The organism is Kitasatospora sp. NPDC057015 (assembly GCF_042673745.1).
GTDB lineage: Bacteria > Actinomycetota > Actinomycetes > Streptomycetales > Streptomycetaceae > Kitasatospora.
On the sequence record NZ_JBHUSG010000041.1, the window covers coordinates 17,342 to 32,049 of the forward strand.

At 74.2% G+C, this 14,708-nt stretch carries 12 protein-coding genes; 8 read left to right on the forward strand and 4 right to left on the reverse strand.

What is annotated here, in order from left to right; all coding sequences use genetic code 11:
• Positions 1 to 93: 93 nt before the first annotated feature.
• Entirely contained in the window at positions 94 to 1,410 is a 1,317-nt protein-coding gene (locus ACFTWP_RS30265; protein ID WP_380268117.1) for a CynX/NimT family MFS transporter, read from the reverse strand.
• Positions 1,411 to 1,599: 189 nt separating this feature from the next.
• Between ACFTWP_RS30265 and ACFTWP_RS30270 the strand changes: the two genes are divergently transcribed.
• The 4 genes from ACFTWP_RS30270 (at position 1,600) to ACFTWP_RS30285 (ending at position 5,950) form a co-directional block, all read left to right on the forward strand.
• On the forward strand, positions 1,600 to 2,274 hold the full coding sequence (locus ACFTWP_RS30270; RefSeq protein WP_380268118.1) for a FadR/GntR family transcriptional regulator: 675 nt from the start codon (positions 1,600 to 1,602) through the stop codon (positions 2,272 to 2,274).
• Positions 2,275 to 2,379: 105 nt separating this feature from the next.
• Positions 2,380 to 2,691, forward strand: coding sequence for a hypothetical protein (locus ACFTWP_RS30275; protein ID WP_380268119.1), 312 nt, complete (start codon positions 2,380 to 2,382; stop codon positions 2,689 to 2,691).
• 2 nt (positions 2,692 to 2,693) lie between these two features.
• The gene (locus tag ACFTWP_RS30280; protein ID WP_380268120.1) at positions 2,694 to 4,853 is read left to right on the forward strand and encodes a DUF6571 family protein; all 2,160 of its coding nucleotides are present in this window, start codon (positions 2,694 to 2,696) and stop codon (positions 4,851 to 4,853) included.
• 2 nt (positions 4,854 to 4,855) lie between these two features.
• Positions 4,856 to 5,950, forward strand: a complete 1,095-nt coding sequence (locus tag ACFTWP_RS30285) for a hypothetical protein (protein ID WP_380268121.1) — start codon at positions 4,856 to 4,858, stop codon at positions 5,948 to 5,950.
• Between the two features lie 98 nt (positions 5,951 to 6,048).
• Here ACFTWP_RS30285 and fabI read toward each other — a convergent pair whose 3' ends face one another.
• Positions 6,049 to 6,816 carry an enoyl-ACP reductase FabI gene (gene fabI / locus ACFTWP_RS30290; protein ID WP_380268122.1) on the reverse strand — a complete coding sequence of 256 codons (768 nt, stop codon included), beginning with the start codon at positions 6,814 to 6,816 and terminating at the stop codon, positions 6,049 to 6,051.
• A 4-nt stretch (positions 6,817 to 6,820) separates the two neighbouring features.
• The gene (fabG, locus tag ACFTWP_RS30295) at positions 6,821 to 7,540 is read right to left on the reverse strand and encodes a 3-oxoacyl-[acyl-carrier-protein] reductase (RefSeq protein WP_380268123.1); all 720 of its coding nucleotides are present in this window, start codon (positions 7,538 to 7,540) and stop codon (positions 6,821 to 6,823) included.
• A gap of 368 nt (positions 7,541 to 7,908) precedes the next feature.
• Here fabG and ACFTWP_RS30300 point away from each other — a divergent pair, with 368 nt between their 5' ends.
• Positions 7,909 to 9,054: an MBL fold metallo-hydrolase gene (locus ACFTWP_RS30300; protein ID WP_380268124.1), complete on the forward strand. Its 1,146-nt coding sequence runs from the start codon at positions 7,909 to 7,911 to the stop codon at positions 9,052 to 9,054.
• 12 nt (positions 9,055 to 9,066) lie between these two features.
• Here the strand turns inward: ACFTWP_RS30300 and ACFTWP_RS30305 are convergent, their stop codons facing one another.
• On the reverse strand, positions 9,067 to 10,872 hold the full coding sequence (locus ACFTWP_RS30305; protein WP_380268125.1) for a tetratricopeptide repeat protein: 1,806 nt from the start codon (positions 10,870 to 10,872) through the stop codon (positions 9,067 to 9,069).
• Between the two features lie 266 nt (positions 10,873 to 11,138).
• Between ACFTWP_RS30305 and ACFTWP_RS30310 the strand changes: the two genes are divergently transcribed.
• The 3 genes from ACFTWP_RS30310 to ACFTWP_RS30320 are packed head-to-tail and all read left to right on the forward strand — an operon-like array spanning position 11,139 to position 14,670.
• On the forward strand, positions 11,139 to 12,692 hold the full coding sequence (locus ACFTWP_RS30310; RefSeq protein ID WP_380268126.1) for a TldD/PmbA family protein: 1,554 nt from the start codon (positions 11,139 to 11,141) through the stop codon (positions 12,690 to 12,692).
• The gene (locus ACFTWP_RS30315) at positions 12,692 to 14,089 is read left to right on the forward strand and encodes a metallopeptidase TldD-related protein (protein ID WP_380268127.1); all 1,398 of its coding nucleotides are present in this window, start codon (positions 12,692 to 12,694) and stop codon (positions 14,087 to 14,089) included. The genes ACFTWP_RS30310 and ACFTWP_RS30315 overlap by 1 nt, the downstream gene beginning before the upstream one ends.
• Positions 14,090 to 14,118: 29 nt before the next feature.
• The gene (locus ACFTWP_RS30320; protein WP_380268128.1) at positions 14,119 to 14,670 is read left to right on the forward strand and encodes an RNA 2'-phosphotransferase; all 552 of its coding nucleotides are present in this window, start codon (positions 14,119 to 14,121) and stop codon (positions 14,668 to 14,670) included.
• Positions 14,671 to 14,708 lie beyond the last annotated feature (38 nt).

The following is a 14,708-nucleotide window of genomic DNA, read 5'->3' on the forward strand; positions in this document are numbered from 1 at the left end:
CGCGTGCCGGGTCCGGCCCCCGCGAGCGGACCCCACCCGGACACCCCGCGGCGCCGCTCGGCCCGCGGGGACGGTACGGCCCGGCGCGGGCGCTCAGGCCCCGGCGGGCACGGCCGGAGGGACGGCCTCGTCCTCGATGTGCCGGGGCAGCGCCGCCCGCAGGCCGAAGGCCATCTGCGGCACCAGCAGCAGGGCCAGGAAGCCCAGCGGCAGGTACCACTGGCCGGTGGCACCGTAGACGCTGCCGATCAGGATCGGGCCGGGGATGGAGATCAGGTAGCCCAGCCCCTGCGCGAAGGCGGAGAGCTGCGCCACCCCGCCGGGCGTCCTGGCCCGCAGGCCGATCATGGTGAGCACCAGCGGGAAGGCGCAGTTGGACAGGCCCATCAGCGCGGCCCAGACCCAGGGCGCCCCAGCTGGCGCCAGCGCCAGGCCGGTGTAGCCGGCGATCCCGCAGGCGGCCAGTACCACCACGAAGATCCGCTGGTCACCGCGCCGGGCGGCCCAGTTCGGCAGGACGAAGGAGACCGGCACGCCGACCACCATGGTGAGCGCCAGCAGCACCCCGGAGGTGGAGGAGGAGATGCCGGCGTCCTGGAAGATCTTCGGCATCCAGCCCATCGTCACGTACGCGCCGGTGGCCTGGAGCCCGAAGAAGCAGGCCAGCGCCCAGGCCGTCCGGCTGCGCGTGATCGGCAGCCGTTCGACGGCGCCGGCGGCCCCGCCGGAGCGCTCCCGGCGCAGCAGCAGGGTGACCAGCCAGAGCACCAGGGCGAGGGCCCCGGCGACGGCCCAGACGCCCAGGCCCACCCGCCAGCTGCCGCCGAGCGCGGAGGTCAGCGGCACGGTGACGGCGGCCGCGAGCGCGGTGCCGGCGGAGAGCGCCATGGAGTAGAGGCCGATCATCGGCCCGACCCGCTCCGGGAAGTACCGCTTGATCACCACCGGGATCAGCACGTTGGCGACCGCCACACCGGCCAGCGCGAGGGCGGTCAGCAGCAGGAAGACCGCGGTGCCGCCGGCGAAGGAGCGGGCCAGCACGCCGAGGGTGATGGCGCCGGTGCCGGCCGTGACCACCGCGATCGGGCCGATCCGGCGGGCCAGCGCGGGCGCGGCGAGGCCGAAGACGGCGAAGCAGAGCGAGGGGACGGCGGTGAGCAGTCCGGTGACGGTGGCGCTCATGCCGAGGTCCGCCTGGACCTGCTTCAGCAGCGGGCCGAGGCTGGTGACCACCGGCCGGAGGTTGAAGGCCGCCGCGGTGATCGCCACCGCGAGCAGCGCACCGAGGTACCGGGCGGGAGCCGGGGCGGGCCGCCCCGCGGGGGTGTCGCCGCCGGGCCGGGGGCCGGTCGGCGGGTCGGTCCGGACGTGCGGCCGAGCGTCTGCGGTGGAGTCTGCTGCGGTGGACATGGACGACATCATAGAATGATGGGATGAATTAACGCACGCTGGTTCCGCACGGTCGGGTCGCACGCCGGTTCCGCACCGCGGGGTCGCCCGCATCCGCGGACGGTGCCGCCGCCCGCCGGGCACGCACCGGCCCGACCCGCCCGTTCTTGGCATGATGGCCCGATCCGACCTACCCGCTAGGAGCCCCCCGTGGCGCTGTCCTCCCCGAGGCGCACCCCCTTGTCCGACCAGGTGATCGCGCAGCTGCGCACCCAGATCACCTCCGGCGAGTGGCCCGTGGGCTCGCGCATCCCCACCGAGGCCGCCCTGGTCGAGCAGCTGGGGGTCGCCCGCAACACCGTCCGCGAGGCCGTCCGGGCACTCGCCCACAACGGCCTGCTGGACATCCGCCAGGGCTCGGGCACCTACGTGCTGGCCACCAGCGAACTCGCCGGGGTGATGCACCGCCGCTTCGCCGACGCCGACCAGCAGCAGGTCGCCGAGCTCCGCGCCACCCTGGAGACCTCCGCCGCCGGACTCGCCGCGGAGCGGCGCACCCAGCGTGACCTGGACCTGCTGGAGAGCACCCTGGCCCGGCGCGAGGAGGCCTGGTCCTCCGGCGACGCCGAGGACTTCATCCAGGCCGACGCCGCCTTCCACCAGGCGGTGGTGGCCGCCGCCCACAACGACGTCCTGGCCGCCGTGTACGCCGACCTCGGCGAGGTCATGCGGGCGCACCTGCGGCACGACGTCGGCCCGGTACTCGTCCCGGAGCGCTACCTGGGGCACGACGGGATCCTCGAAGCCGTCCGGGCCGGCGACGCCCGGCGCGCCTCGGTCGAGGCGGGCCGCGCCATCGGCTCCTGCGCCCCGGCCGAGGCCTGATCCGGACACCACCCGGGTGGCTCGTATACGCGTGCTAACGTCCCGCTAGAACCGGCCCGGAGCCGGTTGACCGACAGTCAAGCGTGATGAATTCGGGGAGATTTCATGGCTGACCCAGACGCGGGGCAGACGAGTGTGGCACCCACCGCCGTCGACAAGGCGGCGCTGGCACTGGACAGCATCGCCACCGAGAGCACCGCAGCCGGTAGGACCGCGGACGACTCGACCGGAGCCGCGGCCTCCAAGCTGAGCGGCTGGGACACCGCCAACGCCCTCCGCTCGGCGCTGACCGAGTGGCACGAGCAGGTCTCGGCGCTGAACACCCGCCTCGGCCAGGAGGCCGGCATGATGCGCCAGACCCACACCAACTACATCGGCATCGACAGTGCCCTCGCCACGTCGTTCGGGGGGCGCTGACCATGCTCGGCTACGAGGACGTCCTCAACGCGGACCTGTCCGCGCTCACCACCGCCGCCACCGACTGGGAGTCGATGGCGAAGAAGTACGAAGGCGTCCAGCACCGCCTGGAGAACGAGGTGCTGACCGTCACCGGCAGCCAGGGCCTGTGGCTCGGCAGCGCCGCGAGCGCCGCCCACCAGCACGTCCTGGTGACGAAGCAGCAGACCATCGACGCCCAGACCGAGGCCAGGGCCGTCTCGACGATCATCGCCGACGCCCACGCGGACTTCGAGGCCGCGCAGAAGAAGCTCAAGGCGGCGGCCGCGGACGCCACCGCCGACGGCATGAAGGTCACCGGCACCGGCTCGGTCGTGTTCGACACCAGCCAGCTCGACCCGGCGACCCGCAACGCCATGCACCACGACCCGGAGTACATGCGGGAGCGCAACGACGCCGCCTCCAAGTGGGCGCAGCAGATCACCGCCGCGCTGAACGAGGCGACCGCGGCGGACGAGCGGGCCGTGCTCGCGCTGAAGCGCGCCGCCAAGATCGGCGACCCGTTCAACACCTTCAACGGCCAGGCCATCGGGGGCGGCGACGCCGCCGACGGGCGCCGGGCGGCCGATCTGGCCGAGAAGCTCAAGAAGGACGGCAAGCTCGAACCGGGTGAGCTCGCGGAGCTCAACAACCTGATGAAGGCCAACGCGAACAACCCGCAGTACGGCCAGACGCTGCTCAACACGCTCGGCCCCGAGGGCACCCTGAAGCTCGCCGACCAGCTGGAGAAGATCGGCGGCGACCGGGACGCCAAGAACAAGGAGGGCTACGGCCAGCTCCAGACCAACCTGGCCAACACCGTCGCCGGCGCCACCCGTGACCCGAACAGCAAGTTCTACCAGGACTGGCGCAAGGGCATGAAGGACATCGGCGACAAGAACCTGGGCCGCAACACCTCCCCGGTGTACGGGTACCAGACCCTCGCCACGCTGATGTCCAAGGGCGACGCGCAGTACTCGAAGGAGTACCTGAACGACCTGGGCGCCGACATCATCGACGTCGAGAAGAAGCACCCGCAGATCTGGAGCCACCAGTTCGACGGCGAGCGCCAGGACCTGGTCACCGACCCGCTGGACGGCGTCCTCAAGATCATGGGCAAGGACCCGGAGGCCGCCACCAGCTTCCTGGACCCCAAGTCGCCCGGCGCCGACGGCCGCCTCGACTACCTGCTGCGCGACCGCAAGTGGCCCGAGAACTACATGAACCCGCTGTTCAGCGCGCCCATGAAGATGGACGACCCGCTCCAGCGGGCCGGCCTCGGCGCCGCGCTGGAGGCCGCCACCACCGGCGACCCCACCGGCACCGCGCACAACGGCGGCGGGCACACCCCGGCCCAGGCCCGGGTCATGCAGGGCACCATCGACGCCCTCGACCAGGACAGCAAGGGCCAGGAGATCCCCGAGAACCTCCGCAAGCCGATCGCCGGCGCGCTCACCGACTACGTCGACGACACCCACGACATCCTCGGCGCGGAGCTCAGCTCGGCCAAGCACAAGGACGGCGCCTGGGAGGAGGGCGGCAAGGGCCACCTCTCCGACGACAGCTCCTCGCTCACCCGGGTGATGCGCGGCGTCTCGGACGACCCGGAGGCGTACGCCGCCCTCTACGAGGCCGAGAAGGCCAAGTCCGCCCAGGTGATCGGGGACATCCCGGCCGACGCCGGCCGCCCGGACCACGACCGCACCGGCCCCACCGACCGGTCCGGCTCCGCACTCGGCACCCTGGACGCCATCAGGAGCGACATCCTGCTGGACGAGCGGGACGACAAGAAGGAGTGGGCGGACAAGACCGGCGAGCTGGTCTCCGGCGGCGGCGGTCTGGCGACCGGCTACATCCCCGTGGTCGGCGACGTCGCGGGCGGCCTGGTGGACCTGGGCGTCAGCAACTGGTCGGACGGCGTCAAGGAGGAGGCCGCCGACAAGGCCAACAGCGAGGCCTCCAGCTCCCACGACGCCAACCTGAACCAGGGCACCCAGATGGTGATCGGCTGGGCCGAGCACAACAACCTCGACCCGAAGAGCGAGCTGGCCAACGAGGTCAACACCAGCCTGCGGGACGGCCACAGCCGCGGCTACGGCGAGGCGATGATCGCCCTCGGCCGGCACGGTTCGGCCGATTCGTGACGGTGAAGGTACGACGCCGGACGGCCTGGATCGCGCTCGTCGCGGTCCTGGCCGTCTCGGCCGGCACCGCCCTCACCTGGCGTCTGACCAACCTGTTCACCCCCGACCGGCTGTGCGGCGGCGCGGTGGCCCGCTCCGACGCCCAGCGGCTGCTGGGCGGCGGCCGGATCACCGAGGCCGGGCCGACCGCACGTGCCGGGGACCCGACGACCGACTGCACCATCACCGCGCGCACCGGCCTGGGCGGCACCGCGCGGGCGAGCGTCACGCTGCGCACCGAGCGCGCCGTCAGCCCCGGCATCGACACCCAGGCCAGGACGGTGCCGCAGATGTCGCAGCTCACGGGCGACCGGCCCGGCGCGTTCTCCAACCGGACCGGCTGGGTGCTGCTGCCGGCCGGCTGCGAGCTGCCCGTACCGAAGGACGACCCGCTGCCGCTGGTCTCCCTGGGCAACGCCGACGTGCTGCGGGCCGATGTCTGGCTCGCACCCGACGACGTCCAGCCGGAGCGGCGCCGCGCCGAGGAGGTGCCCGACCCCGCCGCTCGGGCGTCGCTGGCCCGGATCACCGACGGCCTGGCCGCCGCCATCGGCCGGGAGGCCCACTGCGGCACCCCCGTCACCGTCGAGGACCGGCTGGGCGACCCCGGCGGTGAGAGCCGCGCCTCGGACGACGGGAAGGCGTGCGGGCTGCCCGGGCTGAGCCTCGGCGCCGCGGCCGGCCGCACCACCCCGCTGCGCGAGCGGGTCACCGCGGAGGGCGCGCCGGTCTGGATCTGCGGGATCGACGACGGCTACTACGTCTCGCCCGTGGTCAGTTTCGTCGCCACCGCCGACGAGGCCTTCATCGGCGCCGCCGCCCTGGCCGGCGAACTGCGCACACCCCTGCCGGCCGGCTGGCGCGGCACCGGGGAGACGGACGGCCCGGTCCTGGTGCCGTGCGGCCGGGGCAGCCTCTACCTCGGGGTGTCCGCCCTGGACGGCGCGCTGCGGGACGGCGAGCAGGAGGGTCGCAGCGAACTGCCGAAGGACCTGTTCGCCCGCTTCGCCAACGCCGTGGCCGCCGCGCGCGGCTGCGAGCCGATCGCCCCGGGGTGAACCGCGGGCCTGCCGGCCCGCCGTCACGGAGAAACGCCGCTGCCCCGCCCGCCACTCCTGGAGTGGCGGGCGGGGCAGCGGCGTTCGGCGGGCGGGTGTCAGGCGCCGATGGCGTGCAGGCCGCCGTCGACGTGGATGATCTCGCCGGTGGTCTTCGGGAACCAGTCCGAGAGCAGCGCGACGACGCCGCGGCCGGCCGGCTCCGGGTCGGCGAGGTCCCACTTCAGCGGGGAGCGCGAGTCCCAGACGGCGGCCAGCTCCGAGAAGCCGGGGATGGACTTGGCGGCCATCGAACCGATCGGGCCGGCCGAGACCAGGTTGCAGCGGATGTTGCGCGAACCCAGGTCGCGGGCCATGTAGCGGGAGGTCGCCTCCAGCGCGGCCTTGGCCGGGCCCATCCAGTCGTACTGCGGCCAGGCGAACTGCGCGTCGAAGGTGAGGCCGACGACCGAGCCGCCGTCCTGCATCAGCGGGAGCAGCGCCGTCGTCAGCGACTTCAGCGAGAACGCGGAGACCTGCATGGCGGTGGCCACGGACTCCCACGGGGTGTTCAGGAAGTTGCCGCCGAGGGCGTCCTGCGGGGCGAAGCCGATCGAGTGGACGATGCCGTCCAGGGTCGGCAGGTGCTCGCGGACCTGGTCGGCGATGCCGGCCAGCTGCTCGTCGCTGGAGACGTCGAGCTCCAGGACCTTCACCGGGTTGGGCAGCTTGCGAGCGATCCGCTCGGTCAGGCTGGGCCGGGGGAAGGCGGTGAGGATGATCTCCGCGCCCTGCTCCTGGGCCAGCTTCGCGGTGTGGAAGGCGATGGAGGACTCCATCAGCACCCCGGTGATCAGGATGCGCTTGCCCTCAAGAATTCCGCTCATGTGATCAGTGACCCATGCCCAATCCGCCGTCGACAGGAATGACGGCTCCGGTGATGTACGCGGCCTCGTCGGAAGCGAGGAACCGCACGGTGGAAGCGACCTCGGAAGGCGCGGCGTACCGGCCGAGCGGCACCCCCGCGACGATCTCCTTGCGGCGCTCGTCGCTGAGCACCGCGGTCATGTCGGTGTCCACGAAGCCCGGCGCCACCACGTTGACGGTGATGTTGCGCGGGCCGAGCTCACGGGCCAGCGAGCGGGCGAACCCGACCAGGCCGGCCTTGGAGGCGGCGTAGTTGGCCTGGCCCGGCGACCCGCTCAGCCCGACCACCGAGGAGATCAGCACCACGCGGCCCTTGCGGGCGCGCATCATCAGCTTCGAGGCGCGCTTGACCACCCGGAAGGCGCCGGTGAGGTTGGTGTCCACCACCGAGGTGAAGTCCTCCTCCGTCATCCGGAGCAGGAGGGTGTCCTTGGTGATGCCCGCGTTGGCGACCAGCACCTCGACCCCGCCGTGCTTGGCCTCGACCTCGCCGAAGGCGGCGTCGACCTGGGCGGCGTCGTCGATGTCGCAGCGGACCGCCAGCACGTCGTACTTCGCCAGGGCCTCGGGGACCTCACCCGAGCGGCTGGTGATGGCGACCTTGTCGCCCGCCTCGGCGAAGGCCTGGGCGATCGCGAGGCCGATGCCCCGGTTGCCTCCGGTGACGAGAACCGAGCGGCTCAACGATCCACCTCTCTCCGTAGTTGACCGTGGGATCCGGCTGCGCGGGCGCTGTCGCCCGGGCCCGTCGGATCATCCGCGTACGTCGAAACGCGTACGCAATGTGACGCTATCGGTCGTGCGGAGGATGCGACGAATCGGGCTCCCACAGGTCCGTACCGGCTCAACTGTCGCGTTCCGACAATGGCACAGTGGTAGGACTGTGGTCCTACCGGCCGGGAACAACTCGGCAGGGTGTGCCCGTTGCCCTCTCGGTGCGAGGATGCCCGCGGACCGCCCGGCGGGCAACCACGGGTCGCCCGCACCGACTTGGCAGGCCCGGATGGCCACAGCGCCACCACCCGACGACTCCCAGTGAAGGCAGAGCCCTGATGAGCGAGGCACAGCCCGGTACCAACGGCCGACGGGGGCGACTGCTGGCCCTGGCCACCCTGGCAGCGGTGGCGGGAGCGGCCGCCTGGTCGCTGCGCGACCTGCCGGCGGCCTTCGGGCGGCGCCCGGACGCCGAGCGGGAGGAGCGGCTGCGCAGCTCGCCCCAGTACCGGGACGGCGTCTTCCACAACGCCCCCTCCAGCCTGGCCCGCGACACCGCCCGGCCGGAGATCGACCGCGGCACCGTGCGCCGGATGCTGTTCGAGCGCGAGGGCCGGACGCCGGTCCTGCCGGTGCCGACGGTCCGCTCGGCGGGCGGGCCCCGCCCGGCCGCCGACGGCGTGGAGATCACCTGGTACGGGCACGCCTCGGCGCTGGTCGAGATCGAGGGCGCCCGGGTGCTGCTGGACCCGATCTGGAGCGAGCGCTGCTCCCCCGCCGCGCACGTCGGCCCCAAGCGGCTGCACCCGGTGCCGGTGGAGCTGGAGGAGCTGCCGCCGGTCGACGCGGTGCTGATCTCGCACGACCACTACGACCACCTGGACATGGCCACGGTGAAGCGGCTGGTGCACAGCCAGTCGGCGCCGTTCGCGGTGCCGCTGGGCATCGGCGGGCACCTGCGGCGCTGGGGGGTGCCGGAGCACCGGATCATCGAGCTGGACTGGGACGAGACCTGCACCCTCGGCGACCTGGTGCTCACCCTCACCTCCGCGCACCACTTCTCCGGCCGCGGGTTCACCCGCAACACCACCCTCTGGGGCTCCTGGGTGATCGCCGGTCCGACCCGCAAGGTGTTCTACACCGGGGACTCCGGGTACTTCGAGGGTTACGCGGCGATCGGCGAGCAGCACGGCCCGTTCGACGCGGCGCTGGTGCAGATCGGCGCGTACGACGAGGCCTGGGCCGACATCCACATGACGCCGGAGGACGCCGTCCTCGCCCACCGGGACCTGAAGGCCGGACTGCTGGTGCCGGTGCACTGGTGCACCTTCAACCTGGGCCTGCACCCCTGGTCGGAGCCGGTCGAGCGGCTGCTGGCGGAGGCGAAGGCGCAGGCCGTGCCGCTGGCGGTGCCGCGCCCCGGCGAGCGGGTCGACGTGGACAACCCGCCGGAGCTGGACGGCTGGTGGGAGGGCCTGGCCTGACCGGCCCCGGGCTCAGCCCGCGACTCCGTCCGGGTGCAGCTGATCCGGGTGCGGCTGGTCCGGGCCCGGCTCACCGGGCCCCTGCTGGTGCGGCCCCGGCACGTCGGACCCGGGCCCGTCGAGCCCCAGCTCGTTCCGGACCTGCGCGTGGCCGTGGCGCGCGGACCGCAGCAGACCGTCGTGCTCCGCCGCCGGCCGGCCGGCCCGCGCCGCCCGCGCCCGGAGCTCCGTGGCGCCCGCCACCGCCTCGGCGGCGGGCGCCTCGGCCTCTTCCCACCGCCCCAACCTCCCCAGCTGCCGCACCTGCCCCAGCAGCAACAGAACGAGGGTGTCGAGGTCCTCGTCCGGGTGCGGCGACGGCCCGGCCGCCCCGCGGTACACGGCGACGGCTTCGCCGACGGCGTCCAGGGCCTCGTCCAGCCGACCGAGCGCGTCCAGGTCGACGGCGAGGTCGTTCAGCGCCCGGGCCAGCCGGCGGCGGGCCCCGGCCGACCGGGGCGCGGCTTCCCTCAGCAGCGCGACCGCGCGGTGGTCGGCCGCCACCGCCCGTGCGTGCCGCCCCGCCTGGGCGAGGTGGACGCCCAGCTGGAGCAGCGCGTCGGCGGGGAGCAGCCGGTGGTCGGGGTCGGCGGCGGCCAGCTCCTCGCTGATCAGCACCGCCCGCTCGGCCGCGTCGACGGCCTCCGCGTACCGCCGCTCGCCGGCCAGCAGCGGGGCGAGCTCCAGCAGCGCCGTCCGGTGGGCCTCGTCGACGGCCGCGGCGCGGGGCAGTCCGAGCCGCTCGGCGGCCCCGCGCACCTCCTCGAAGGCCGCCACGGCCTCGGCCGGCCGCCCGGCGGCGAGGTAGGCCCCGGCGAGGTTGCGGGCGGCGCCGAGGGCGGTCGGCGAGTCGCGCCGGGCCGGCGCGTCCGGGCGGTCGAGTTCGGCGAGCGCGCGCCGGTGCGCCCAGACGGCCTCCGGGTGGCGGTCGAGGTCGCCGAGGTGGGCGCCGAGGGTCGTCAGCGCCGCGGCCAGCCGCTCCGCGGCCTCGTCGTCCGGGTCCGCGCCGGTCAGCAGTTCCACCGCCTCGCGCTGCGCCGTGACGGCCTCCTCGAAGGCGTGGTCGGCCGCGCGGAGTTCGGCGAGCAGCTGGAGCGCCCGCGCCAGGTGGAGGCGCTGGCCGTGCACCGCACGGAGCACCTCCACCGCGCGGCCGGCGCTCTCGGTGGCCCGGTCGGACCGCCCCGTGTCCCGCTGCCGGACGGCGAGGTTGACCAGGCAGCCGCCGAGCTGCCCGCGGTCCGCGGACGGTTCGGCGCGCAGGACGTCGACGGCCTCGGCCGAGGCCGCGAGGGCCTCCTCCGGCCGGCCGAGTTCGGCGAGTTCGAAAGCGAGCAGGTCGAGCGAGCCGGCCAGTCGGCCGGCGCTCCGACCGGCCGTCCCCCGCCGGGCCGGCAGGCGGTGCAGCTCGACCGCCCGGCGCAGCAGCCGCTCCGCCTCCGGATGCCGGCCCGCGTCGGCGAGGAGGGCGGCCTGCCCGTGCAGGGCGCGTCCGCGGCCGCGGGCGCCGAGCCGGGGGTCGACCCTGGCGAGCGGGCGCCAGGCCCGTTCCACCGTGGCGTGGGCGCCGGCCAGCTCCTCCAGTGGTACGGAGGCGGCCAGCGCCCGGTTCACCATCCGGTTGAACCGCCGCGACCGGTTGATCCCGACCAGGGCGGCGAGCAGCAGGGCGGCGCCCCACCGGGGGCCGGTCAGCGCCCAGTACCCGGCCAGGGCCAGCAGGCCGGTCTGTGCCAGGCATCCGGCCGCCAGTGCCGTCTGCGTCCCCCGCTTGGTCATGGCTGCCACTATCCGACTCAACGGCCTTCGGCACCAGGGTTTTTGACGCCGCCGGAAGCCGGGCGGGCGGCCCTCGCGCCGGTGCGCGGGGCGGCCCGCGGGCGCCGGAGCGGGAGCGGTGACGGGCGCCGGCCGCCGCGTCGCGCCGCGTGCCGGGCAGGTCGAAATCTGCTGGAAGAAAGCCCCTGGACGGGCCATGATTCGATGTGGGAGCCCCCGTGCGGGGAGCCCGCCAGCCAGAACCGTCCCCCATTCCAGGGAGCCCGATGCCCTCCACCTCCAGCGCCGGCGGACCGCGGGGCCGCGCCGTCGACCCGCTGTTCCTCGCCTATCCGCTGCACGCGCTGGCCGACGCCGCGCTCGGCCGCGCGCGCGAACTCGGCGCCGCGCACGCGGACTTCCGCCTGGAGCGGGTCCGCAGCGCGTCCTGGCGGCTGCGCGACGCCCGGCCGGCCGGCACCTCCGACACCGTCCAGCTGGGCTTCGCCGTCCGGGTGCTGCTCGACGGCGCCTGGGGTTTCGCGGCCGGCGTGGACCTGACCGCCGACGCGGCGGCCGAGGTGGCCGCGCAGGCGGTGGCGGTGGCCCGGCTCGCCGGCGGGATCAGCCGGGCGGCCGGATCGAAGGACGTGGTCGAGCTGGCCGCCGAGCCGGTCTACCCGGACGCCACCTGGGTCTCCGCCTACGAGGTGAACCCGTTCGAGGTGCCGGACGCGGAGAAGACGGCGCTGCTGGCCGACTGGAGCGGGCGGCTGCTGGCCGCCGAGGGCGTCTCGCACGTGCAGGCCAGCCTGCTGACGGTGCAGGAGAACAAGTTCTACGCCGACACCGCCGGCACCGTCACCACCCAGCAGCGGATCCGGCTGCACCCGGCGCTGGAGGCCACCTCGGTGGACGCGCGCACCGGCGCCTTCGACTCGATGCGCACCCTCGCGCCGCCGGTCGGGCGGGGCTTCGAGTACCTGCGCGGCACCGGCTGGGACTGGGACGCGGAGCTGGCCGAACTGCCCTCCCTGCTGGCCGAGAAGATGAAGGCGCCGAGCGTCGAGGCCGGGGTCTACGACCTGGTGGTCGACCCGTCGAACCTCTGGCTGACCATCCACGAGTCGATCGGCCACGCCACCGAGCTGGACCGCGCGCTCGGCTACGAGGCCGCGTACGCGGGCACCTCCTTCGCCACCTTCGACAAGCTGGGGAGCCTGAAGTACGGCTCCGAGCTGATGCACGTCACCGGCGACCGCACCGCCGAGCACGGCCTGTCCACCATCGGCTACGACGACGAGGGGGTGGCCACCCAGTCCTGGGACCTCGTCCGGGACGGCGTCCTGACCGGCTACCAGCTCGACCGGGGGATGGCCGCGCTCAAGGGCCTGGGCCGCTCCAACGGCTGCGCCTTCGCGGACTCCCCCGCGCACGTGCCGGTGCAGCGGATGGCCAACGTGTCGCTCCAGCCGGTCGAGGGCGGGCCGGACACCGAGGGCCTGTTCGAGGGCGTCGAGAAGGGCCTGTACATCGTCGGCGACCGCTCCTGGTCGATCGACATGCAGCGGTACAACTTCCAGTTCACCGGCCAGCGCGCGTACGCGATCAGGAACGGCCGGCTGGCGGGCCAGGTGAAGGACTTCGCCTACCAGGCCACCACCACCGACTTCTGGGGCTCGATGTCCGCCGTCGGCGGCCCGCAGACGTACGTGCTGGGCGGGGCCTTCAACTGCGGCAAGGCCCAGCCGGGCCAGGTCGCGGCGGTCAGCCACGGCTGCCCGTCCGCGCTGTTCCGCAACGTCAACGTGCTCAACACGCAGCAGGAGGCGGGTCACTGATGGCCGCGATCCAACCCCACGAACTGGTCGAGCGCGCGCTCGGGCTCTCCCGCGCGGACGGCTGCGTGGTGATCGCCGACGAGGAGTCGACGGCCAACCTGCGCTGGGCCGCGAACGCGCTGACCACCAACGGCCTCACCCGGGGCCGGCGGCTCACGGTGATCTCCACGGTCGACGGCGGGCAGGGCACCGCGTCCGGCGTGGTCGCCCGCGAGGCCGTCACGCTCGACGAGGTGGAGAGCCTGGTCCGGGCGTCCGAGGCGGCCGCCCGCGACGCCGGCCCCGCGGAGGACGCCCAGCCGCTGGTGGCCGACCGCCCCTCCTCGCCCGACTTCACCGCGCCCCCGGCCGGGACGGCGGTCGAGGTGTTCGCGGACTTCGCGCCGGCCCTCGGCGCGGCCTTCGCCCGGGCCGCCGCTCAGGGCGAGCTGCTCTACGGCTTCGCCCGGCACGAGGTGACGTCCAGCTACCTGGGCACCTCCACCGGCCTGCGGCTGCGGCACGACCAGCCCACCGGTTCGGTGGAGCTGAACGCCAAGACCGCCGACCTGACCGGCTCCGCCTGGGCCGGCGCCGCCACCCGGGACTTCCGGGACGTGGACGTCACCGAGCTGCACCGCACCCTGACCCAGCGCCTGGCCTGGGGCGAGCGGAGGATCGACCTGCCGGCCGGCCGGTACGAGACGCTGCTGCCGCCCTCGGCCCTGGCCGACCTGATGGTCTACCTGAGCTGGTCCGCCGGCGGCCGGGACTCCGCGGAGGGCCGCACGGTGTTCTCCAAGCCCGGCGGCGGCACCCGGATCGGCGACAAGCTGGCCGGGCTGCCGCTCACCCTGCGCTCCGACCCGGCCGAGCCGGGCCTGGAGGCCGCGCCCTTCGTGCTCACCCACTCGTCCGGCGGCGACGCCTCGGTGTTCGACAACGGCCTGCCGCTGGGCGCCACCGACTGGATCCGCGACGGCGAGCTGACCAACCTGCTGACCACCCGGCACTCGGCCGCCCTGGCCGACCTGCCGCTCACCCCGGCCGTGGACAACCTGGTGCTGGAGAGCGGCGACCAGGCCGCCGCGCCGACGCTGGCGGACATGATCGCCCGTACCGAGCGCGGGCTGCTGCTCACCTGCCTCTGGTACATCCGCGAGGTCGACCCGGCGACGCTGCTGCTCACCGGTCTCACCCGGGACGGCGTGTACCTGGTCGAGAACGGCGAGGTGGTCGGCGCCGTCAACAACTTCCGCTTCAACGAGTCACCCGTGGACCTGCTCGGCCGGATCACCGAGGTGGGCCGCACCGAGCGCTGCCTGCCCCGCGAGTGGGGCGACTGGTTCACCCGCACCGCGATGCCGCCCGTCCGGGTGGCGGACTTCAACATGAGCTCCGTGAGCCAGGCCTCGTAGGAGCCGAACCACGACAGGACGAAGAAAGAGTGGACGAGAAGAACACGGTCAGGACCTCGAAGATGCTCTCGCGCATCCTGAGGCACGACCCCGCCTCGGTCGGCATCGCGCTGGACGAGGCCGGCTGGGTCCGGGTGGACGAGCTGCTCGCCGCCCTGGCCCGGCACCACCGGCGGCTGAGCCGCGCCGACCTGGAGCACGTGGTTGAGACGAACAACAAGCGCCGCTTCGCCTTCTCCGCGGACGGCGGCTCGATCCGGGCCAGCCAGGGGCACTCGGTGGAGGTCGACCTCGGCCTGGCCGCCGCCGTGCCGCCCGCGGTGCTCTACCACGGCACCGCCACCCGCTCGCTGGACGCGATATTCCGGGACGGGCTGCTGCCGATGAGCCGCCGGGACGTCCACCTGTCCGCGGACACCGAGACGGCCGTGCGGGTGGGGTCCCGGCACGGCCGTCCCGCGGTGCTGGTGGTGGACGCGGCCGCGATGGCGGCGGCCGGACACGAGTTCCGGGTGAGCGCCAACGGCGTCTGGCTGACGGACGCGGTCGCGCCCCGGTACCTGAGCCGCGCGGCCGGCTGAGGGCGCGCGGTCGCCCGGGGTGCCGACCGGTCCGCCGG